19 protein-coding genes and 1 tRNA gene are annotated in these 21,932 nt (G+C 53.9%); 18 read left to right on the plus strand and 2 right to left on the minus strand.

Features of this window, described 5'->3' with window-relative positions; translation table 11 throughout:
- Window positions 1-28: 28 nt before the first annotated feature.
- Entirely contained in the window at window positions 29-3,403 is a 3,375-nt protein-coding gene (locus RR877_RS03990) for a DEAD/DEAH box helicase family protein (RefSeq protein WP_332550835.1), read from the plus strand.
- A 4-nt stretch (window positions 3,404-3,407) separates the two neighbouring features.
- Here the strand turns inward: RR877_RS03990 and RR877_RS03995 are convergent, their stop codons facing one another.
- Window positions 3,408-4,313 (minus strand): COX15/CtaA family protein, encoded by a 906-nt coding sequence (locus tag RR877_RS03995; RefSeq protein ID WP_332550834.1) that lies wholly within the window; start codon window positions 4,311-4,313, stop codon window positions 3,408-3,410.
- A gap of 211 nt (window positions 4,314-4,524) precedes the next feature.
- Between RR877_RS03995 and sufB the strand changes: the two genes are divergently transcribed.
- The 6 genes from sufB to RR877_RS04025 all read left to right on the plus strand — a co-directional run bounded on the left by sufB (window position 4,525) and on the right by RR877_RS04025 (window position 9,699).
- The gene (gene sufB / locus RR877_RS04000) at window positions 4,525-5,943 is read left to right on the plus strand and encodes a Fe-S cluster assembly protein SufB (protein ID WP_110233144.1); all 1,419 of its coding nucleotides are present in this window, start codon (window positions 4,525-4,527) and stop codon (window positions 5,941-5,943) included.
- Window positions 5,944-7,059 (plus strand): Fe-S cluster assembly protein SufD, encoded by a 1,116-nt coding sequence (gene sufD, locus RR877_RS04005; RefSeq protein ID WP_332550833.1) that lies wholly within the window; start codon window positions 5,944-5,946, stop codon window positions 7,057-7,059.
- The gene (locus RR877_RS04010; protein ID WP_277495360.1) at window positions 7,059-7,385 is read left to right on the plus strand and encodes a non-heme iron oxygenase ferredoxin subunit; all 327 of its coding nucleotides are present in this window, start codon (window positions 7,059-7,061) and stop codon (window positions 7,383-7,385) included. The genes sufD and RR877_RS04010 overlap by 1 nt, the downstream gene beginning before the upstream one ends.
- A gap of 3 nt (window positions 7,386-7,388) precedes the next feature.
- Window positions 7,389-8,144 (plus strand): Fe-S cluster assembly ATPase SufC, encoded by a 756-nt coding sequence (gene sufC / locus RR877_RS04015; RefSeq protein WP_110233147.1) that lies wholly within the window; start codon window positions 7,389-7,391, stop codon window positions 8,142-8,144.
- Between the two features lie 2 nt (window positions 8,145-8,146).
- The gene (locus RR877_RS04020; RefSeq protein WP_332550832.1) at window positions 8,147-8,476 is read left to right on the plus strand and encodes a metal-sulfur cluster assembly factor; all 330 of its coding nucleotides are present in this window, start codon (window positions 8,147-8,149) and stop codon (window positions 8,474-8,476) included.
- A 71-nt stretch (window positions 8,477-8,547) separates the two neighbouring features.
- Window positions 8,548-9,699: a cystathionine gamma-synthase gene (locus RR877_RS04025; protein WP_332550831.1), complete on the plus strand. Its 1,152-nt coding sequence runs from the start codon at window positions 8,548-8,550 to the stop codon at window positions 9,697-9,699.
- A 122-nt stretch (window positions 9,700-9,821) separates the two neighbouring features.
- Here the strand turns inward: RR877_RS04025 and RR877_RS04030 are convergent, their stop codons facing one another.
- Window positions 9,822-10,424 carry a biotin transporter BioY gene (locus RR877_RS04030; RefSeq protein WP_280800464.1) on the minus strand — a complete coding sequence of 201 codons (603 nt, stop codon included), beginning with the start codon at window positions 10,422-10,424 and terminating at the stop codon, window positions 9,822-9,824.
- Window positions 10,425-10,494: 70 nt separating this feature from the next.
- On the opposite strand from RR877_RS04030, the gene RR877_RS04035 reads away from it, so the two are divergent.
- From RR877_RS04035 to RR877_RS04085, 11 genes are all read left to right on the plus strand, one after another.
- Entirely contained in the window at window positions 10,495-12,093 is a 1,599-nt protein-coding gene (locus RR877_RS04035) for an ABC-F family ATP-binding cassette domain-containing protein (protein ID WP_280796018.1), read from the plus strand.
- 25 nt (window positions 12,094-12,118) lie between these two features.
- Entirely contained in the window at window positions 12,119-12,826 is a 708-nt protein-coding gene (locus RR877_RS04040) for a TRIC cation channel family protein (RefSeq protein WP_280805536.1), read from the plus strand.
- The gene (gene recO / locus RR877_RS04045) at window positions 12,826-13,548 is read left to right on the plus strand and encodes a DNA repair protein RecO (RefSeq protein WP_110233153.1); all 723 of its coding nucleotides are present in this window, start codon (window positions 12,826-12,828) and stop codon (window positions 13,546-13,548) included. The genes RR877_RS04040 and recO overlap by 1 nt, the downstream gene beginning before the upstream one ends.
- Window positions 13,545-14,345: an isoprenyl transferase gene (locus tag RR877_RS04050; protein ID WP_332550830.1), complete on the plus strand. Its 801-nt coding sequence runs from the start codon at window positions 13,545-13,547 to the stop codon at window positions 14,343-14,345. The genes recO and RR877_RS04050 overlap by 4 nt, the downstream gene beginning before the upstream one ends.
- Window positions 14,346-14,381: 36 nt before the next feature.
- Window positions 14,382-15,566: a hypothetical protein gene (locus RR877_RS04055; protein WP_332550829.1), complete on the plus strand. Its 1,185-nt coding sequence runs from the start codon at window positions 14,382-14,384 to the stop codon at window positions 15,564-15,566.
- The gene (locus RR877_RS04060) at window positions 15,563-16,273 is read left to right on the plus strand and encodes a DsbA family oxidoreductase (RefSeq protein ID WP_332550828.1); all 711 of its coding nucleotides are present in this window, start codon (window positions 15,563-15,565) and stop codon (window positions 16,271-16,273) included. The genes RR877_RS04055 and RR877_RS04060 overlap by 4 nt, the downstream gene beginning before the upstream one ends.
- A gap of 5 nt (window positions 16,274-16,278) precedes the next feature.
- Entirely contained in the window at window positions 16,279-17,454 is a 1,176-nt protein-coding gene (gene dusB / locus RR877_RS04065) for a tRNA dihydrouridine synthase DusB (RefSeq protein ID WP_332550839.1), read from the plus strand.
- Window positions 17,454-18,761, plus strand: a complete 1,308-nt coding sequence (locus RR877_RS04070) for a deoxyguanosinetriphosphate triphosphohydrolase (RefSeq protein ID WP_110233158.1) — start codon at window positions 17,454-17,456, stop codon at window positions 18,759-18,761. The genes dusB and RR877_RS04070 overlap by 1 nt, the downstream gene beginning before the upstream one ends.
- Window positions 18,761-20,686: a DNA primase gene (gene dnaG, locus RR877_RS04075; protein WP_332550827.1), complete on the plus strand. Its 1,926-nt coding sequence runs from the start codon at window positions 18,761-18,763 to the stop codon at window positions 20,684-20,686. The genes RR877_RS04070 and dnaG overlap by 1 nt, the downstream gene beginning before the upstream one ends.
- 3 nt (window positions 20,687-20,689) lie before the next feature.
- Window positions 20,690-21,733 (plus strand): D-isomer specific 2-hydroxyacid dehydrogenase family protein, encoded by a 1,044-nt coding sequence (locus RR877_RS04080; RefSeq protein WP_332618956.1) that lies wholly within the window; start codon window positions 20,690-20,692, stop codon window positions 21,731-21,733.
- A 67-nt stretch (window positions 21,734-21,800) separates the two neighbouring features.
- Window positions 21,801-21,873, plus strand: a tRNA-Asn gene (locus RR877_RS04085).
- Window positions 21,874-21,932: the final 59 nt, after the last annotated feature.

The raw sequence follows: 21,932 nt of genomic DNA on the forward strand, positions 1-21,932 counted from the left end.
ATTTTTGAAGTTGTAGGGGGAGGTGTACATGAGTAACTTTGGTTTTGTTTCTAGTGTTTGGCCATTAATTGCTGAGGAAGCCAAACGTTCAGAACATGCAACTTATGGCGACCCTCGCTCTTCCATGTTCTACGCACGCCGAGCTCTGGAATTCACTCTCCGTTGGCTCTATGACGCCGATGGATCTCTAGTTCGTCCTTACAACGATGAACTTTCGAGCTTGCTGCACGAACCAACTTTCAAGAACCTTGTTGGCCAGGGGATGTTCATGAAAATGAACTTCATTCGCAAGGAAGGAAACCGTGCTGTTCATCACGCTGGATCCCTTTCTAGCAACGAAAGCCTGACGGTAGTGAAAGAACTTTTTCACGTCCTTTTTTGGTTGGGCGTGCATTATGCGCCAACCCCTGAACAGCGCCCTGAAGTTGCTTTTGATCTTGCACTAGTTCCGAAACCACAGCCCGGGGTTGCGGCAAGGACACTTGCGCAACTTCAAGCAGTCGCTGCGGATCTTGAAGCCAAAGACGAGGAGCTCAAGAAAGCACTAAGTGCCAATGCTTCACTTGAGGATGAACTAACTAAACTGCGTGCAGAAGTGGCTGCAGCTAAGGCAGCTAATGCTGTTGTTCCGGATACACATGATTACAACGAGGCAGAAACTCGATCTAAGTACATCGATCTCGATTTGCATGATGCTGGTTGGCTCTTAGATTCTCCGCGAGATCGAGAATTCGAAGTCACGGGAATGCCAAATAATCAAGGCATTGGTTTCGTGGATTACGTGCTGTGGGGCGACGACGGTTTGCCACTTGCTGTGGTTGAAGCCAAGAAAACAACTGTTGATGCTCGCGTGGGGCAAAACCAGGCCCTTCTGTATGCCAACAGCCTTGAGGCTATGTATGGTCAGCGCCCATTGATTTTCTATACCAACGGGTATGACACGTGGTTCTGGGATGACAAGAATTACCCCGCCCGTAGAGTTTCTGGTTTCTTCACTAAAGAAGAACTCAACCTCAATATTCAGCGTCGCACTTCCAAGATAGCTCTTTCAAGTCTGACCATTGATAAGAACATCACTGGCCGTCACTATCAAGAGCGCGCAATTCGTAAGGTTGCGGAAAGCTTTGAGTCTCGCCATGAGCGTCGAGCTCTGCTTGTAATGGCCACGGGAAGTGGCAAGACCAGAACCGTGATTTCCCTTGTAAAGCTTCTTCAGCAAGCGAATTGGGTCAAGCGGGTTTTGTTTCTAGCCGACCGTGTGGCGCTAGTAAACCAGGCAACGACCGCTTTCGCCCAATTCTTGCCTGATTCTGCGCCTGTAAACCTGGTTACTGATAAAGACACAGACGGTCGTGTCTACGTCTCCACCTACGCGACAATGATGAATCTGATTGATCAGGGTGGCGATGATGTTGGGCGCTTTGGTCCTGGTTACTTTGACCTCATCATCATTGATGAAGCTCACCGATCTGTGTATCAAAAATTCGGTGAAATCTTCAACTACTTTGATTCGTTCCTTGTTGGCCTCACGGCTACACCCAAGGACGAGGTAGATCACAACACTTACGGGTTATTCAACCTGCAAGACGGAGTCCCAACCGACTCCTATGACCTAGGAGAAGCCATCCTTGAGGGTTATCTTGTTCCTCCAGTAGCTCGACCTATCAAGCTAGCTTTTCCTACGCGTGGTATTTCATACGATGAGCTCAGTGAAGATGAAAAAGAGCAATGGGATCTTCTTGACTGGGGAGATGAAGGCCGGCCGGACGAAATTGACGCAGCAGCCGTCAATAAGTGGTTATTCAACACCGACACCGTAGATAAAGTCCTTGAAGTCCTCATGAACGAAGGACGTCGTGTTTCAGCAGGTGACAAGCTGGGAAAGACCATTGTTTTCGCTAAAAACAATGCTCATGCGACATTTATCGAAGAGCGATTCAATGCAAATTACCCGGAATATGCGGGTCATTTCGCTAGAGTCATCACCTACAAGACCCCGTATGCACAAAACACTCTGGATGAGTTTTCTCAAACCCAAAAACTGCCACAAATAGCGATTTCGGTTGACATGCTGGATACCGGAGTCGATGTTCCAGATGTAGTAAACCTTGTGTTCTTCAAACCAGTCTTCTCCAAAACAAAGTATTGGCAGATGGTCGGCCGCGGAACCCGCTTACGACCTGACTTGTACGGTCCCGATGAGAACAAAAAAGACTTTGTCATTTTTGATGTGTGCGGGAACATCGAGTACTTCAATCAGGATCTTCCGGCGTTGGAAGGCACTTCTTCTGAGCCTCTGAACCAAAGACTTTTCAAATCACGAGCTGCACTGATTGGTGCGCTTGATTCTCTGAACGACAGCTCTGATGAGGATAAGCAGATTCGCGGAGAAATCGCGACTTATCTGCACTCGGTAGTTTCGGGCATGACTGAAGCTAATTTCCTTGTTCGTGCAAAACGTAAATACGTAGAGCGCTTTACAGATCCACAAATCTGGCTCTCATTGACTTCTGAAGACCTCGCTGATGCAGCTGAACACCTCTCAGCGCTTCCCTCCAGCGTTTTGGCTGCAGACAGTGACGAGGAAGCCAAGCGTTTCGATTTGATGGCGTTACAGGCGCAATTAGGAGTTCTCACCAATCCAGTGGCTCTCGAAAGCATCAAGAACAGAATTCAGGCAATTGCACTAGCCCTCTCGGAACAGCCCACAATCCCAATAATTGCAAAGCAACTCGTGCTTATTGAGTCGATCTCAAGTGATGAATGGTGGGACGGAGTTACTGTCTCCATGTTGGAACTGATGAGAATCAGACTTCGTGGTTTGGTATATCTCATTGACTATTCCAAGAAGCCGATTGTTTATACATCTTTCGTGGATACCCTCGGGGAACTCGAGCCGGTTGACATCATCATTGCGACTCCAGGCGTAGACAAAGTTCGTTTCCGTGAAAAGCTCTTCGCATTCCTCAGGGAACACGAAAACCAAGCGGTTCTTCACAAGGTTCGCATGGGTCGACAACTCACAGACCTCGACCTGGAACAACTCGAGTCAATTTTGGTAACAACAGGTGGGTTCGCTCCGGTTGATATTCATGAAGCAGCTCAAGAAACCGAAGGGCTGGGCCTGTTGATTAGGTCTGTGCTCGGTTTGGACCGTGACGCTGCAAGCGATGCCTTGAGTGAGTTCACTACTGGGTCAACACTGACGGGAAATCAGTTAGCTTTCGTCAATTTGCTGATCGAACAGCTAACCGCCAGGGGTGTTGTGCCTGCATCTTTGCTCTATGAAGCGCCATTCACTGATTACGCCCCAAGTGGCCCTGAGGGGATCTTTGACGGTGCACAGGTAAGTGCGCTCGTTTCAGCACTCGAGCAAGTCAGAAAGACAGCGCTGGCGTCTTAAACGACTACTTGACCGGCTTACGCAGGTTGAGCAGCGCTGAAGTCGTTGCAGCAGCAACTAAGCAGGCCAGCAGCATGTGGATTCCCACCAGAAGCGGAGGGAGTCCAGTGCGGGATTGAATGATGCCCACCACAATCTGGGCCACGTTGACCGCCAGAAGCATCAGCAAGGCATTGCGCTCAGCAAGCTGGTGTGCACGTGAGGACATCACAATGGCCAGCACCGTCAATCCCACAGCCACATACGCAGGGTAAGAGTGGAGCGATTGCAGAATGCCGCCATCAAGGCCGTTACGTGGCGCATCCGCGTCTCCGGCGTGAGGGCCAGAACCAGTAGTGAGAATGCCCAAGATGATGGTCACGATCTGGAACACAGCAGCTAACCACACAATGCGGGGCAGCGACCACGCAGTAGGGGAGACAATCCAGGTTCGTGGAGCATTCCCGTTATAGACATGGAAGACCAGCACTGTAGAAAGCACAATCATCACGATCGAGACGATGAAGTGCAGGCCCACAACGTAGGGGTTGAGCTGCATCAAGACTGAGATGCCACCAATAACCGCCTGTGCAGGGATACCGAGACCAATCAGCAGGGTCAACCAGAAGAAGTCCCTGCGGTTCTTACGCATACGGAAGACGAGAGCAAAGGTCACAATCGCCACAATGACCAGAAGGAAGGTGAGTAAGCGGTTACCGAACTCGATAATGCCGTGAATACCCATCTCGGGGGTGTTCACCAGAGAGTCTTCCGTGCAGGTAGGCCAGGTGGGGCAACCAAGACCGCTCGCGGTGAGGCGAACGGCGCCACCGGTGACCACAATGAGGATCTGCACAACGAAGGTTGTCCAGGCCGCAATCCGGACCTTGCGATCAACGGTGGTGGGGAACCAATTCACAAGAGTGCTCACGATGGGGAATATTCCTTCGATGATTAGTTGTTGTTCGCTGAGGAAGAACTCATTAACCCTGTTATTGCTAGTGAAGTAAGGCTAGGCTAAGTGAGTTCAATGTGATCGTGCGTAAGCCGATATCTCGAGGGCGAGAACATGCGAGATTGCCGCGGTTTTCGCGACAGTTCGTGCGTTCTCTTCTCAGTCTAGATTCGTAAGGAAGAGTGCCATGTCAGACATCCTGATCGACCGGCCCGAACTTGAGGGCATTGGGCAGTATGAATTCGGCTGGCACGACAAAGATGCAGCCGGAGCTAGCGCTCGCCGAGGTATCAGCGCAGAGGTCGTTGCCGACATCTCTGGCCTGAAGAATGAGCCCGAGTGGATGCTCAAGATGCGCCTGAAGGCATACGAGATCTTTGGTCGTAAACCCATGCCCAACTGGGGTGCCGACCTCTCCGGAATTCACTTTGACAACATCAAGTACTTTGTCCGTTCAACGGAACGTCAGGCACAAACCTGGGAAGACCTCCCCGACGAAATCAAGGACACCTACGAGAAGTTAGGTATTCCTGAAGCAGAGCGCCAGCGCCTCGTTGCTGGTGTGGCAGCACAGTATGAATCTGAAGTGGTCTACCACCAGATCAACGAAGAGCTCGAGCGCCAGGGCGTCATCTTCATGGACACCGACACTGCTCTGAAAGAGCACCCTGAATTCTTCGAAGAATACTTCGGCACCGTGATCCCCTCGGGAGACAACAAGTTCGCCGCTCTCAACACGGCAGTGTGGTCGGGTGGATCCTTCGTTTACGTGCCACCAGGTGTGCACGTCGAGATTCCTCTTCAGGCTTACTTCCGTATCAACACGGAGAACATGGGTCAGTTCGAGCGCACCCTCATCATCGCTGACGAGGGAAGCTACGTGCACTACATCGAAGGTTGTACTGCACCGATCTACAAGAGTGACTCTCTGCACTCTGCTGTGGTCGAAATCATCGTGAAGAAGAACGCCCGCGTTCGTTACACCACCATCCAGAACTGGTCCAACAACGTCTACAACCTGGTGACCAAGCGTGCGATTGCGCATGAAGGCGCCACCATGGAGTGGATTGACGGAAACCTCGGTTCCAAGGTCACCATGAAGTACCCCTCGGTCTACCTGGTCGGTGAAGGCGCAAAGGGTGAAACCCTTTCCATCGCCTTCGCTGGTCCCGGTCAGCACCAGGACGCCGGCGCCAAGATGATCCACATGGCTCCTCACACGCAGAGCTCGATCGTCTCCAAGTCGATTGCTCGTGGTGGTGGTCGTGCCGGTTACCGTGGTGAAATCCGTATTGATGCCAATGCGCACAACTCTGCCAACACGGTGCGCTGTGATGCGCTCTTGGTCGACACTCAGTCTCGCTCTGACACATACCCAGCTATCGACATCCGTGTGGATGACGTTCAGCTCGGCCACGAGGCAACCGTCTCGAAGGTCAGTGAAGACCAGCTCTTCTATTTGATGAGCCGCGGTATGGCTGAAGACGAAGCAATGGCCATGATTGTTCGTGGATTCATTGAACCCATCTCTCGTGAACTTCCCATGGAATATGCACTCGAGCTCAACAAGCTGATTGAAATCGGCATGGAAGGATCCGTGGGCTAAGTGACTGTTCCCGTACAAGTTCGTTCTGCGCGCCCGAAATCGACTAATCCTGCCGATTTTGAGGCCGTTACCGGTCGTGAACTCGACTGGAAGTTCACCCCTGTAGCCAAGCTGCAGGAGCTCATTGCTGGTGAGCTCGATGGTTCTCGTTTTGACTACACCGCAACTGTTGCTGCAGGTGTGAGCCTGTCCTGGATTCCTGTCAGCGACCCACGTGTGGGCTCTGCCGGTCTTCCCGAAGACAAGGCATCTGCAAATGCCTGGGCTGCGGCTGCCGAAGTTCTTCTCGTTTCGATTGCGTCTGAAGATGTCTCCGAGATCACCATCACTCGTGACGCACTCGGAACCACCCACCGCGCTGCACACATTGTGATTGAGGCGGCACCGTTCTCCAAGGGAACAGTTGTTCTGCAGAACAATGGCGATGCTCGTTTGGTTGAAAACGTCGAAATTCTTGTCGGCGCTGAAGCTGATCTCAACGTCATCTCAGTCCAGGAATGGAACGATGACGCACTGCACCTGGCCAGCCACTTTTCTCGCGTGGGACGTAACGCGTCCCTCCAGCACAACGTTGTCTCGCTCACCGGTGAAGTTATCCGCGTGAACCCCTCCACCGTTCTGGCTGAAGATGGATCTTCCGTCAACATGCTCGGTGTCTACTTCGCAGACGCACACCAGCACATCGAACAGCAGGTGTATGTCAACCACGACGCACCACAGTCCAAGAGCCGAGTCACCTACAAGGGTGCGCTGCAGGGCAAGGGTGCTCGCACCGTCTGGATCGGTGACGTGCTTATTGGCAACAAGGCAACTGGAACTGACTCGTATGAGCAGAACCGAAACTTGATGCTCACCGAGGGAACCCGCGCAGATTCGATTCCTAACCTCGAAATCGAAACAGGTGACATTGCCGGTGCTGGTCACGCTTCGGCAACCGGTCGTTTCGATGACGAGCAGCTCTTCTACCTGCAGGCCCGTGGCATCAGTGAAGAAGAAGCACGTCGCCTCGTTGTTCGTGGATTCTTGAACGAAGTTGTTCAGCAGTTGGGCGTTCCAGCCCTCGCTGAACGCATTGAGGCTTCCCTCAATGCCGAGATCGAAGCTGGAGTGAAGTAATGGCTGCTGAGAAGGTGTGCGCTGCAAGTGAGCTCGTGCTCAACCAGGCCAAGAAGGTTGTTGTGGGAGGAATTCCCGTGGCACTCGTTTTGGATGCTGCCGGAGATATCCACGCCATTGGTGACACCTGCACTCACGGAGATATTTCCCTCTCTGAGGGTTTCGTTGAAGACGACACCCTCGAGTGCTGGGCGCACGGCTCCAAGTTTGAACTGACCACAGGTAAGCCACTGACCTTGCCTGCCTACGAACCCGTCCCCGTTTTTGTCGTCGAGGTTATCGACGGCGAGATTTTCATTGACCCCACCGTCACGAAAGAGATCTAAGCCATGTCAACTCTGAAGATCACCGACCTGCACGTCAGCGTCGAGACCGACCAGGGCACCAAGCAGATTCTGCGCGGCGTCAACCTTGAGATCAACTCGGGTGAAACCCACGCCATCATGGGCCCCAACGGTTCGGGTAAGTCGACTCTGGCCTACACAATCGCAGGTCACCCCAAGTACACCGTAGACAGTGGCTCCATCACCCTCGACGGCGTTGACGTACTCGAGATGAGCGTAGACGAGCGTGCCAAGGCAGGTCTGTTCCTAGCTATGCAGTACCCCGTGGAGATCCCCGGTGTGACGGTCACGAACTTCCTGCGCACTGCCAAGACCGCAATCGATGGTGAAGCACCTTCGCTGCGTAACTGGATCAAGGATGTTCGCGAATCTATGGCGAACCTCAAGATGGATTCCAGCTTTGCTGAGCGCAACGTCAACGAAGGCTTCTCCGGTGGTGAGAAGAAGCGTCACGAGATTCTTCAGCTCGAACTGCTCAAGCCCAAGTTTGCAGTGCTTGATGAGACCGACTCTGGTCTCGACGTAGACGCTCTCAAGATCGTTTCTGAGGGTGTTAACCGTGCGAAGGCGAACTCTGACATGGGTGTGCTGTTGATTACGCACTACACCCGCATTCTTCGCTACATCAAGCCTGAATTCGTGCACGTTTTCGTCAACGGCAAGGTTGCTGAAGAGGGCGGTCCTGAGCTTGCAGACCGTCTCGAGTCTGAGGGCTACGACCGTTACCTCGAGATTGCCTAACAATGTCTTCTGAGCTCTCTGACGACCGCTATAACGAGTGCATTGATGCGCTCAAAGAGGTCATGGACCCCGAACTGGGTATCAACATTGTTGACCTGGGGCTCATCTATGACCTCAAGTGGGATGACGAGAATGATGCACTGATCATTCACATGACCTTGACCAGTGCTGGTTGCCCCTTGACCGATGTCATTGAAGAGCAGACTGCACAGGCACTGGATAACGTTGTGGATGCGTTCCGCATCAACTGGGTATGGATGCCACCATGGGGGCCTGAGAAGATCACTGATGACGGTCGCGAAATGATGCGCGCCCTCGGGTTCTCCCTCTAGGAATCTTTTCGTCGTAACAATTCCTGAAAGAAATTTTTCACAAATTCTTTCCAGCGTTTAGTCTGAGGAGCATGCCTCAGGGATTCAATACGCGTTCGATTCACGTCGGTCAAACCTCAGACCCCACAACGGGTGCTGTCGTTCCACCGATTTACCTGTCATCCACCTTCCAGCAGGAAGTCCCTGGAACGCCCCTCAATGGCTTTGAATACTCGCGCTGCGATAACCCCACTCGCACTTCTCTACAGGAAAACCTTGCGTCACTTGAGGGTGGTCTCCTGGCTTATTCTTTCGCCAGTGGTATGGCTGCTGAAGATGCCTTCTTCCGTGCCGTTCTGAAGCCCGGTGATCACATTGTTTTGGGTAATGACGCTTATGGCGGTTCCTACCGCGCTATTGAACAGGTTTATGGCCCTTGGGGTGTGACGAACTCGTGTATTGATTTCACTGATCTCACTTCTGTTGAAGAGGTCATCAAGGCCACCAAGCCACGCGTGGTGCGCATTGAAACCCCCACCAACCCCCTGATGACCATCGTGGATATTGAGGGTGTCTCCACGATTGCCCACAAGCATGGTGCACTCGTTCTTGTCGACAACACTTTTGCAACCCCCGCACTCCAGCGTCCCATTGAACTGGGTGCAGACGTTGTGCTGCACAGCACCACCAAATATCTCGGTGGTCACAGTGATGTTGTTGGCGGAGCCATCGTTCTCACCGACGGAGAATTGGCAGAAAAAGTTGCCCAGATTCAGAACTGGCTGGGAGCAATTTCTTCCCCATTCGATGCCTATCTGACTATGCGCGGCATCAAAACTTTGGGTGTGCGCATGGAACGTCACTCCAGCAATTCCTTGGCTTTGGCTGAACGCTTTGAAAACCACAAAGCCGTTGAACGTGTGCTTTACCCAGGACTTGCTTCACACCCAGGTCACGATATTGCCAAGCGTCAGATGTCGCTCTTCGGCGGCATGATGTCAATGCAATTGGTAGGGGGAGTGAAGGCTGCCGAAAGCCTGCTCACCAACACCAAACTCTTCACTCTGGCACCGTCGCTGGGAGGAGTTGAATCCTTGATTGAGCATCCAGGACTCATGACTCATCACTCCGTTGAGGGAACCGCTCTCGAGGTTCCAGCGAACCTGGTGCGCATCAGCGTGGGCATCGAAGATATCGATGATCTCATCGAAGACCTTGCGCAAGCACTGGATTCTCTGCTCTAATCAGTAATCGCGAATACGCAAAGACCTACAGGTTGATCTGTTCGTCGCACCCCTGCGACATTTCACCTGTACAAAAGCGAAAGCCCCTGACATCAGTCAGGGGCTTTCGTTCTTGAAGTTACTTACTTGGTGCGAGAAGTGAGCTTCCAAACGAGAGGAAGCAGACCGCCTGCAGCAAGGGCCTTGATCAGGTCACCTGGAATGAAGGGGTAGAGACCCGCCTGAAGAGTTGCGCTGAGGTCGTTGGGGTAACCCAGCTGACCGAGTGCAACAGAAAGCCAGGGGAGGCCCACTGCGTAAATGACGGCAGTACCAGCAAGGAATGCACCGATAGTACCCAGAACCTTACGGTCCCACTGCTTCTGTGCGAGCCAGCCCACGAGAGCAGCTGCCAGGACGAAACCGATCATGTACCCACCGGTAGGCCCAGCAAGTTTGGCCAGACCAGCGCCGCCTTCAGCGAAGACAGGAAGACCTGCAACACCAAGACCAACGTAGAGAAGCATAGAGAGTGCACCGCGGAGAGAACCGAGGGTTGCACCAACGAACAGCACTGCAAAGGTCTGTCCAGTAATGGGCACAGGCCACATAGGAATAACAATCTGTGCTGCACCAGCGGTCAAAGCTGCACCTGCAGCAATGAGGGCAACATCTGTAGCGAGAGTGCGCGAACCGATACGGTCAGCGAGCACAGGACGTGAAGCAGCAAGAGTGATGTTCGACATAGAAATATACTAAAGGAAGAAAAGAGCCTTAAGGCTTAGTAAAGACATACAAACGAATCGGGAAAAGCCTGTGCTCAACGTCCAAGACCTTGAGCTGCGCGTAGGCGCCCGAGTGCTCATGTCGGAAGTTTCCTTCCGCGTCTCCAACGGAGACAAGATTGGGTTGGTCGGCCGTAATGGTGCCGGCAAGACCACATTGACTAAAACACTCGCCGGCGACCTGCAACCAGCTGGTGGCCTCATCGAGGTCGGCGGAGAGATTGGTTACCTCCCACAGGACCCTCGCTCTGGCGATCCAGAAGAGCTTGCTCGCACGCGAATCCTCAACGCTCGTGGCCTAGGTTCGCTCGTGCAGGGCATGGCTGAGAACAGCATGCTTATGGGTGATGCAGACGAAAAGGTCGCTGCGGAAGCCATGCGAAAATATGGCGAACTCGCTGACCGCTTTGATGCACTCGGTGGCTATGCGGCTGAAGCAGAAGCTGCCTCGATAGCATCGAACCTGCAGTTGCCTGACCGCATTCTCGATCAGCCCCTCAAGACACTTTCTGGTGGTCAGCGCCGTCGTATTGAGTTGGCACGTATTTTGTTCTCTGGTGCTGAGACCATGTTGCTCGATGAGCCAACGAACCACTTGGATGCCGACTCTGTCGTCTGGCTTCGCGAATTTCTCAAGGGATACCAGGGCGGACTAATCATCATCAGTCACGATGTGGAGCTGGTCGGCGAGACAGTGAACCGTGTGTTCTATCTGGACGCCAACCGCCAGGTCATTGACGTCTACAACATGAACTGGAAGAACTACCAGAAGCAACGTGAACAGGACGAGCAGCGCCGTAAGCGTGAACGTGCCAACGCTGAACAAAAGGCTTCCACGCTCCAAACGCAGGCTGCCAAGATGGGTGCTCGTGCTTCCGGTGCTGTGGCGGCAAAGCAGATGGCCCGTCGTGCTGAAACCCTTCTGGCAGGTCTCGACGAGGTTCGTCAGAGTGACAAGGTGGCGAAGCTACGCTTCCCCGATCCTGCGCCTTGTGGCAAGACGCCGCTCATGGCCACAGACCTCTCGCGTTCTTACGGATCTCTCGAAATCTTTACCGCTGTGGACCTCGCAATCGACCGTGGTTCACGCGTCGTGATCCTGGGATTCAACGGTGCTGGTAAGACAACCTTGCTCCGTATTCTTGCGGGTGTGGACAAGCCTGACACCGGTGAAGTCATTGAAGGTCACGGCCTCAAGGTCGGCTACTACGCCCAGGAACACGAAACTCTTCGTGTGCAGGACTCTGTCTTGCAGAACATGGTTTCTGCTGCGTCTCACATGACCGAGACAGAGTGTCGCAAGGTGCTTGGTTCCTTCTTGTTCACCGGTGATGATGTGCTCAAGCCTGCAGGTGTTCTATCTGGTGGAGAGAAGACTCGTCTGGCCTTGGCCATGCTGGTTGTCTCGAGCGCGAATGTGCTCCTTTTGGATGAGCCCACCAACAACCTGGACCCCGTTTCTCGTGAAGAGATTCTGGGAGCACTGGCGAGCTATAAGGGCTCTGTCGTGCTGGTTTCTCACGACCCCGGAGCAGTTGAAGCTCTCAACCCTGAACGAGTGTTGATCTTGCCTGACGGTATTGAAGATCACTGGAACAAGGAATACGCCGACCTCATTGAGCTCGCCTAGAGCTTCACAGGCGTAGCCTGTAGTCATGCTTATTGCTGAACCTATTGATGTGCCCGAATGGGTCAATGGTTTGGCTATTGGTGTTGCGAGTTTGCAGGGTGCGATTTATGCATCCGGATTCCGGGATCGCAAGCTTGATCTCTTCGGCGTTGCGGTCATCGGTATTGCAACTGGTCTCGGTGGTGGATTCCTTCGAGACATTCTTCTCAACCGTCTCCCCATTGCTCTTACCGAGAATTGGTACATCCTTACCGCTCTCGTCGCGGCATTGCTGGGTATGTTCTTGGCTCGCATTTTCCGTCGGATTGACTGGCTAATCACAGTCCTTGATGCGCTGGCACTGGGATTGTTTGGAGCATTGGGAACCACCGCGGCACTGGTCTCTGGTTTGCCCTTTGTTCCTGCACTGTTTGTTGGTGTCATCACTGCTGTGGGTGGCGGTTTCATCCGTGACTTGCTGCTGAACATGCCCATCTCGGTTATGCACGTCGGTTCGCTTTACGCCATCGCTGCTGCAGCTGGTTCCATCGTGTTGCTGGGCTTCAACGAAGCAAACATTGGACTGGAATACAGCGTCCCCATCAGCGTTGCTGTGACCACAATCCTGCGCTTGCTTGCTGTCCGCTTCGGCTGGTCACTGCCAGAGCAGCGCATGCTGAAGTCTCTGCGTAATCCCAAGTTGGTGCGGCCAGCAGACCTCACGGGACCAATCGACGTCCAACGAGACCTGTAATGCCCACTTATCGTGATGAGGGTGTGGTGCTGCGCACCCACAAACTCGGCGAAGCAGACCGCATTGTGACGTTGCTGACAAAGAGTCACGGCAAGGTTCGTGCAGTGGCAAAGGGGGTCCGTAGAACTTCCTCGAAGTTCGGTGCCCGACTTGAACCGTTTATGGTGGCGGACATCCAGTTCTATGAAGGCCGCAGCCTCGACACCATTCAGCAGGCAGAAACCATTGCCTCCTATGGCGCGGACATCGTGGATGACTATCCACGATTCACCGCAGCCAGTGTGATGGTGGAGACAGCTGACAAGGTCACAGAGCTGGAAGGCTCCCCGCAGCAGTATCTGCTGCTGGTGGGAGCCTTACGCTCCCTCTCTCGCCAGGAACATCCCACCGAGCTCACTCTGGATTCCTATCTGCTTCGAGCCTTGAGCCTTGCTGGATGGGCACCCACCTTTGATAGCTGTGCACGTTGTGGCGAGGTTGGTCCGCACGAAAGCTTCGTCGTTCAACTGGGTGGCATGGTCTGTGTGAAGTGTGCACCTCCCGGTGCTCCACATATTGTCCCCGAAGTTGTGAGTCTCTTGGATGCACTAGTTCGTGGCGAGTGGGATGCGGCTGAGGCTCATACCCAGCAGAATTGGAGCAAGGCATCTGCCCTGGTTTCTGCCTATACCCAGTGGCATTTGGAACGAACCCTTCGATCTTTGGAGCATGTAGCGAAATGAGAAAGCCCTACACGCACAAAGACGCGGTTGAATATAAGCCCCTGGACTGGACGGGTGTCTATCCACCCGCTTTCGATGGTGCAGTTCCGAACCACGTTGCCATCGTGATGGATGGCAACGGGCGTTGGGCGAACCAGCGCGGCCTCACCCGTGTCGAAGGCCACAAAGCCGGTGAAGCAGCACTCCTGGATGTTGTGGCTGGAGCTATCCAAGCTGGTGTGAAACACCTGAGTGTCTATGCCTTCAGCACCGAGAACTGGAAGCGCTCACCCGATGAGGTGCGCTTCCTGATGGGCTTCAACCGCGATGTTCTTCACCGTCGCCGTGACCAGCTCAACGAGTGGGATGTCCGCGTGCGCTGGGCAGGTCGTAAGCCTAAGTTGTGGGCATCAGTGATTGAGGAACTGCAATACGCAGAAGAACTCACCAAGAACAACAAGACCCTGACTCTCACCATGTGTGTGAACTACGGTGGTCGCACTGAGATAGCAGACGCTGTGCGTAAGATCGCTGACGAAGTTGCCTCCGGCAAGATCAACCCCAGCAAGGTCACCGAGAAGTTCATTGCGAAAAATCTCTACATCCCAGACATGCCTGATGTGGATTTGTTCGTCCGTTCCAGCGGTGAACAGCGCACCTCCAACTTCTTGCTGTGGCAGTCGGCCTATGCCGAGATGGTGTTCTTGAACCAACTGTGGCCTGCCTTCTCCCGCACAGACTTGTGGGAAGCAATCGAGCAATACATTGGCCGTGACCGCCGCTTTGGTGGTGCCATTGATAAGCCCAGCGCGAAATAGCCTGCAGACGCCAGTTTCAAACCCTAAAGTCGAGGCATGAGCCGACCAATCCGTGTGGTTTTCCTGGTCTTCTACTTTGAAGCCTGGGACGCCCTTGATGCCATTTATCGTGGCATGTTGGCTGATCCTCGTTTTGACCCCATGGTGGTGTCACTTCCGCGCAAGCTCACTGGGTATGACAAGTTCCGTGATGAGAAGAAGGTCAGTGCCTTTCTGGAGTCCCAAGGAATTGAGCACGAGAGATTTAAGTTCAAAAAAAGCAAAGATGGCCTTGCACGTCTCAAAGAACTCGCACCCGATTATGTGTTCTTGAACTACCCCTGGCAGCGCAACTACAAAAAGAACTACCAGATAGAGAAGCTGGTCGAGTTCACCAAGGTTTGTTACGTGCCCTACTTCTCAACTTCCCTCGTGCAGGAGCCGGGGGAGTCGGGAGTTGCTCCGCATCAATACACGCAGCCCACTCACCAACTGGCACACATGGTATTTCTCCAAGATGCCGACACTAAGGCAGCTTTTGATGCCAACGGCCGAGCCGATCATTCGTTCCTGACAGGCACACCCAAGATTGATGCACTGATGGCGGCTAAAACAGATGTGCCTTCCATATGGCCCATTGTTCGCGAGCTGCCAGGTGGAAAAGAACCATTCAAACTGCTGTGGGCACCACATCACAGCTATGCCGATCGTTGGTTGAACTTTGGACACTTCAACGACCAGCGCGAACCCATGCTTGCTTTTGCCCAACAGCATCCTGAGATGGACATCGTGTTCCGTCCGCACCCGTTCCTCTTTGGCACGATGACGGACCGAGAAGTCATGACTCAAGAGGAAGTCGATGACTGGCGTGCACGATGGGATGCGTTGCCCAACACCTTCACTGATCTCGGAGCACCGCTCACCTCGATACTTCTCGGTTCAGATGCACTGTTAACAGACGGTGTCTCTTTCCTTGCGGAGTATCCGCTGGTGACGGGCAAACCTGCCATCTTCTGGGAGAAGAGCGTGCACTGGGACTTCTCTCCTTTAGGGAATATTGCTGCTGCCTCCACCGTTACCGTTCATACGATGGCTGAGGTTGAAGGGGCAATCGCGCAAGCCCAGGAAGGAACACTGCCAGATCGCAGTGCCGAGATTGCTGCACTCGTGAAGGCCGTTCGGCCCCAACCCGCATCAGCAGCCCAGACCATCATCGAACTCGTCGCAAAGGATTTCTCATGACCACCGCACCCATCAAGGTTGATATTTGGTCTGACGTGCAGTGCCCATGGTGTTACATCGGCAAGCGCAAGTTCGAAAAGGGTGCAGAGCTCTATGGCCGTCCCGTCGAGATCGAGTACCACTCCTTTGAGCTAGCGCCAGATACTCCCGTGGACTACGAAGGTGATCCCGTTCAGTACCTCAGTGAACGCAAGGGCATTCCGGTGGAACAGGTGCACCAGATGTTAGAGCGCGTGACAGGCATTGCCGAGAGTGTGGGTTTGAACTACAACTACGACGCTGTGCACCAAACCAACACCATCAAGGCGCACGAGCTCCTGCACTATGCCAAGGCTCATGGCAAGCAGCTCGAAATGAAGGAACGCCTACTCAAGGCCTACTTCATTGATGGTGAACACGTGGGCAAGAGCGAAAACTTGGCGAAACTTGCTGCAGCGATTGGCCTTGATGAGGCAGATGTGTTGCGTTCTCTCAACGATGAAGAGTACCTCGCTGCTGTCAAGGCAGATATGGCTCAGGCGCAGGCCTATGGCATCAATGGGGTTCCGTTCTATGTCAAGATGGCAAATACGGCATCTCCGGTGCACAGGATTCAGCCACCTTTGCAGCAGCACTCACAGAAGCTGCAGAAAACAGGGACTAACTCTCCTTTTTTCGCTACAGTCCCAGCTCACAACGTGGGATACTTGAAATACAGGAGCGAATGACGATGATGAGTGTGAAGACAGGTGCCCGGGCGGGCAATTTGAACATTGGGCCAATTCAGGCCGAAGTTCCTGTCGTACTCGCACCCATGGCAGGTATTACCAACATGGCCTACCGTCGCCTCTGCCGTGAGCAAGGCTCCGGAATCTTCGTCTCCGAGATGATTACCTCACGTGCACTCGTCGAGAGAACACCTGGTTCCATGCACTTGATCCAGACCCACCCCAGTGAAGAAGTGCGCTCCATTCAGCTTTACGGTGTGGCACCCAAGACGGTGCGTGAAGCCGTCACCATGTTGGTGGCAGAGAACCGCGCTGACCACATCGACCTGAACTTTGGTTGTCCGGTGCCCAAGGTCACCCGCAAGGGTGGCGGTTCTGCACTGCCATGGAAGAAGGATCTCTTTCGAGAGATTGTCGAAGAAGCCGTCAAAGCTGCTGGTGACGTTCCCCTCACCATCAAGATGCGTAAAGGCATTGACGCTGACCACCTCACCTTCATTGAGGCGGGTAAAGCTGCTGAGGGTGCCGGTGTTGCAGCGATTGCTTTGCATGGTCGCACTGCCGCCGAGTTTTACTCTGGTCACGCTGACTGGAACGCGATTGGTGAGCTCAAGCAAGCCATCACCAGTGTTCCCGTATTGGGCAATGGCGACATTTGGTCTGCTGAAGATGCGATCCGCATGATGGAGCAGACCGACTGTGACGGCGTTGTTGTTGGGCGCGGATGTTTAGGACGCCCCTGGCTCTTCGCTGAATTGGACGCTGCGTTCCGCGAGCGTGCTGGTTTACAAGAACCCGGCAACCGGGTTGAACCCACTCTGGGCTATGTCGCAGCGACTCTGCGTCGCCACCTTGAGCTGTTGATTGAATTCTTTGACACCGAAGAACATGCGTGCCGAGACATTCGTAAGCACATGGCCTGGTACTTCAAGGGTTATCCCGTTGGGGGAGACGTCCGCTCTCAGCTGGCTCAGGTGACGAGCTTGCAGCACTTGGACGACCTTCTTGGGCAGCTTGACTGGTCTGTTCCTTACCCGGGCGCTGATGCTGAAGGTCAGCGTGGTCGTCAGGGCACGCCCAAGCGTCCGTCTCTACCCGATCGTTGGCTTGAATCCCAAGCTCTCAGTGATGCTGAGAAGGCAGTTGTGGCTCATGCTGAAATCGATGCGAGTGGTGGCTAATGTCTGATCACATTCATGAAACTGCCTCTATTCCGGTGATTACTCCCGGCTATTCAGAGTTCGATGCCGAGCGCATGCTCGAAGAGACACATTCGTCACGTCGTTCCGACTTTGCCCGTGATCGTGCTCGGCTCTTGCACTCCAGTGCTCTTCGTCGTCTTTCTGCCAAGACTCAGGTGCTCAGCCCCACCGCTGGTCTCGACTTCGCCCGTAATCGTTTGACGCACTCACTTGAGGTTGCTCAGGTGGGCCGTGAGATTGCCGGGCGTTTGCGCCTCGATCCTGATGTGGTGGACACCGCCAGCCTTGCTCACGACATTGGTCACCCACCTTTTGGCCACAACGGCGAGAAGGCTCTCAACACGTGGTGTGCAGATATTGGCGGCTTTGAGGGCAATGCGCAGACTTTGCGTTTGCTTACTCGCCTGGAGCCCAAGGTATTTGGAACCAACGGTCGCAGCTTTGGCCTGAACTTGACCCGCGCCAGCCTGGATGCCAGCACAAAGTATCCCTGGCCAGAACAGCAAGCTGTCATTGATCCAACAGGCCGTGCCAAGTTTGGCTTCTACGCCGATGATTTCGATGTCTTTGAATGGATGCGCCAAGGCGCACCAGATCGCCAGCGCTGCATTGAAGCACAGGTCATGGACCTCAGCGATGACATTGCCTACTCTGTTCACGACTTTGAAGATGCCATCTTCAACGGTTACGTGGACGCAGGGGAACTCGGTGCCCGGGTCAATCACGATGAGCTCGTGGACTCCATGTTTGAGTGGATTGGTGGTGAGTTCACCCACGATGAACTCATTGCTGCCTTTGATCGTCTCGACAACCTCGATGTCTGGGTCGACACCTGGGATGGTTCGCGCATTGCTCAGGCGAAGCTGAAGAACCTCACCAGCCAGCTCATTGGTCGTTTTGCTCACGCAGCAGTTCACGCCACCCGTGAAGCACACCCCCAGCAGAACCTGGTTCGATTTGGTGGCAACGTCATTGTTCCTGCCGAAGTTCGGGCAGAGATTGCTGTGCTCAAGGGAATTGTTGCGGCGTTTGTGATGACCACGAACTCGCGTCAGCCTGTCTATACCCAGCAGCGTGAAGTCCTCACGGATCTGTGTAATACCTTGTTTGAACAAGGACCTGACGTACTGGATCGTCACTTTGCAGATGACTGGAACCACACCACGGATGAAGCGGTTCGTCGCCGCATTGTCATTGACCAGGTTGCCAGCCTGACCGATCAATCGGCATTTGCGTGGCATAACCGCCTCTGTGGTGGCAATAACTCTGCGCAGGTGATTGTCTAGTGGCCGGCCGTATTCGCCAAGCAGACGTGGAAGAGCTCAAGCAGCGCGTAAATATTGCTGATGTCATTGGTGACTACGTCACCTTGAAGAGTGCGGGTGTTGGGTCAATGAAGGGGCTTTGTCCTTTCCACGATGAGCGCTCTCCGAGTTTTCACGTTCGACCCACCGTGGGCTACTTCCACTGCTTTGGGTGTGGTGAATCAGGTGACGTTTACACCTTTGTTCAGAAGATGGATCACCTCAGCTTCACGGAGTCGATTGAACGGCTTGCCCAGCGCATCAACTTTGAACTCCACTACGAAGAAGGCTCTGGCAAGCCCAATGAGTCGGGGAACCGTTCACGTATTCTGGCAGCCAACACAGCAGCAGCTGAATTCTTTGTGGCACAGCTGGCCACCCCTGGAGCTGCCGAGGGGCGCAAATTCCTCGGTGAGCGAGGCTTCGACAAAGCAGCTGCGGAGCACTTCGGTATTGGCTATGCGCCTAAGGCATGGAACGAACTTCGTGACCACCTCAAGACCAAGGGTTTCACTGAAGAAGAACAGCTCCAGGCAGGTCTGCTCTCACAGGGTGACAAAGGTGTCTATGACCGCTTCCGCGGTCGTGTGATTTGGCCCATTCGAGATGTGACCGGACAGACCATTGGGTTTGGTGCGCGCAAGTTGTTTGACGACGACCAGGGTCCCAAATACCTCAACACTCCTGAGACACCGGTCTATCACAAACAGCAAGTGCTCTACGGGTTAGACCTTGCCAAGCGAGATGTTTCCAAAACCCGTCGCGTCGTAGTGGTCGAGGGTTACACCGACGTCATGGCTGCTCATCTCTCTGGTGTGACAACCGCGGTGGCGACCTGTGGCACCAGCTTTGGTGTGGAGCACATCAAACTCATTCGTCGCATCATGGGAGATGACTCGGGGCTCGGTGAAGTGATCTTCACCTTCGACCCCGATGCTGCCGGCCAGAAAGCCGCCATGCGTGCTTTTGCGGAAGAACAGCGCTTTGCAGCGCAAACATTTGTTGCAGTTGCTCCAGAGGGTCTCGACCCCTGTGATCTGCGTTTGGCACGTGGAGAGCAAGCTGTGCGTGACCTCATGGATGCCAAAGTGCCCATGTTTGAGTTTGTCATTCGCCAGATGCTCAAGAACTACAACCTCGACACCGTCGAAGGTCGTGTTGCTGCACTGCGTGAAGCAGCACCAGTCGTGGCAGATATTCGTGACTCTGCGCTTCGCCCTGGTTACACACGCGAATTAGCTCGACTGACTGGTGTGGACGTCTCAGAGGCGCAAGTGGCAGTTTCTAACGCGGTGAAGTCATCTCGCTCGAAAGGCATGCAAACAACCGCTGAGGGCGCACGCCAAGGTTATGCCGGCCCCTCCACTGCCCGTCCAGCAGGTGCGCCAGGAACTCCTGAAGATCCAGCCAACATTGCGCCAGTGGAACCTGAAGGTCCTCGTGTATTTGAGCTGAAGAATGACCCATCTACGCGTCTCGAGCGTGACGCCATGATGGCGCTCATTCAATACCCAGAATTAGTAGGTCTTGAACTCGCGGCAGATGCCGTTCAATCCGCCATTATGGATGCCAACCTCGCCACTGTTCGTGACGCAATTGGTGCGAATGTGAATGAACTGGGTGGAGAAACCTGGCTCGATCGCATCCAGAATGATCTTCCGCAAGATTTCAAGCCCTTAGTTACCCAGTTAGCTGTAGCACCTTTGCCGCAGAAAAATGCTGAGCAGACCCAGTCCTACTGCCGTGGTGTGGTGATTTCACTGATTGAGCGGGACCTCGTTCGTCGTAAGTCTGAACTCGTGGGTCGCCTCCAGCGCACCAGCGTTGATCAGGGTGAAGTCAGCCGTGAGATCCAGCGCGAACTTCTCGAGCTGGAGACAAAGCGTCGTTCACTGCGCGAGGATTAGTCCATGAAGATTCGTCAGAAAGACTGCGTGTGTGAGGTTCCTCAACACGTTGCTGTCTTGGGTGATGAAACAACATCGGCTGCTGCACCTCGGGTTGAATCTGGCCCTATTGCAGTCCTGCCTGAAAACCATGACGACAACACCATTGGTGGAAGTCAGGTTTTCCGTGATGCCGTCATTGAGGCTGGGGGAGACCTTCAGCCTTTGGGTCCGGATACTCGAGGGTTGGTTTGGCTTTCCTATACAAAGTCTTCTGAACTTGGTGAGGTGCTCGCAGCGAACCCTCATCTGACCTGGGTGCAATTGCCTTGGGCTGGCGTTGATGCCTATGCGCAAGTGCTCAGTGAACTCTCACGCCCTGGTTTAGTTTTCACCAGCGCCAAAGGTTCCTACGCCCAGCCCGTGGCAGAGCATGCCTTTGGCATGATCTTTGCGCTGTTGAGACTCTTCCCTCGCCGTATTCGTGCCACCAGTTGGGATGCTGAACCCAAGGGCATATCTCTCTTCAACAAGAACGTCGTCATCATTGGTGCTGGCGGTATTGCGAGGGAACTCATTCGCCAACTAGAACCTTTCAACACCCACATCACGGTCGTGCGACGCTCGGCAGGCCAGGTTCCTGGCGCTGCCAGTACAGTCACAACCAACCGCTTGCACAAGGTCCTGCCCACCGCCGATGTGGTTGTCGTTGCTGCCGCGCTCACAGGGGAGACCACGCACCTCATTGGTGCAGAAGAACTTGCCTTGATGAAACCCACTGCAGTGTTAGTCAACATTGCTCGAGGTCCACTGGTGGATCCAGATGCACTGGTTGAAGCATTGAACGCAGAAAAGATTTATGGCGCAGCCATGGATGTGACACAACCAGAGCCTTTGCCTGATGGTCACCCGTTGTGGACGGCAAAGAATGTGTTGATCACGCCACACATGGCAGATACGCCGGATATGACCGCACCATTGCTGGCAGAACGCATCTCTCGCAACGTCGCAGCGTTCATTGAAGGGGAGCAGTTCACTGGTGTTGTTGACACCGAAGCCGGCTACTAGAGAGCTTGTCTCGTGCGCGGTTTTTGCACCGTCTCATTTGGGGTAATATAAAAACGCCTAAAAGCAATCCCCGATAGCTCAATTGGCAGAGCAACGCACTGTTAATGCGTAGGTTCATGGTTCGAGTCCATGTCGGGGAGCGAAGCCCCTGGTCCTCCACGACCAGGGGCTTTTTACTTGCCCTGCACTCTTCGGTAGC

This window comes from Aurantimicrobium sp. (assembly GCF_036667855.1).
Classification (GTDB): Bacteria; Actinomycetota; Actinomycetes; order Actinomycetales; family Microbacteriaceae; genus Aurantimicrobium.

Coding starts and splice junctions, on each gene's coding strand:
- sufC (WP_110233147.1), top strand. CDS start 7,389: ATGTCAACTCTGAAGATCACCGACCTGCACGTCAGCGTCGAGACCGAC.
- RR877_RS04040 (WP_280805536.1), top strand. CDS start 12,119: ATGCTTATTGCTGAACCTATTGATGTGCCCGAATGGGTCAATGGTTTG.
- dusB (WP_332550839.1), top strand. CDS start 16,279: ATGAGTGTGAAGACAGGTGCCCGGGCGGGCAATTTGAACATTGGGCCA.
- sufB (WP_110233144.1), top strand. CDS start 4,525: ATGTCAGACATCCTGATCGACCGGCCCGAACTTGAGGGCATTGGGCAG.
- RR877_RS04025 (WP_332550831.1), top strand. CDS start 8,548: ATGCCTCAGGGATTCAATACGCGTTCGATTCACGTCGGTCAAACCTCA.
- recO (WP_110233153.1), top strand. CDS start 12,826: ATGCCCACTTATCGTGATGAGGGTGTGGTGCTGCGCACCCACAAACTC.
- RR877_RS04010 (WP_277495360.1), top strand. CDS start 7,059: ATGGCTGCTGAGAAGGTGTGCGCTGCAAGTGAGCTCGTGCTCAACCAG.
- RR877_RS04020 (WP_332550832.1), top strand. CDS start 8,147: ATGTCTTCTGAGCTCTCTGACGACCGCTATAACGAGTGCATTGATGCG.
- RR877_RS04030 (WP_280800464.1), bottom strand. CDS start 10,424: ATGTCGAACATCACTCTTGCTGCTTCACGTCCTGTGCTCGCTGACCGT.
- RR877_RS04060 (WP_332550828.1), top strand. CDS start 15,563: ATGACCACCGCACCCATCAAGGTTGATATTTGGTCTGACGTGCAGTGC.
- RR877_RS04055 (WP_332550829.1), top strand. CDS start 14,382: ATGAGCCGACCAATCCGTGTGGTTTTCCTGGTCTTCTACTTTGAAGCC.
- RR877_RS04050 (WP_332550830.1), top strand. CDS start 13,545: ATGAGAAAGCCCTACACGCACAAAGACGCGGTTGAATATAAGCCCCTG.
- RR877_RS04070 (WP_110233158.1), top strand. CDS start 17,454: ATGTCTGATCACATTCATGAAACTGCCTCTATTCCGGTGATTACTCCC.
- RR877_RS04080 (WP_332618956.1), top strand. CDS start 20,690: ATGAAGATTCGTCAGAAAGACTGCGTGTGTGAGGTTCCTCAACACGTT.
- RR877_RS03990 (WP_332550835.1), top strand. CDS start 29: ATGAGTAACTTTGGTTTTGTTTCTAGTGTTTGGCCATTAATTGCTGAG.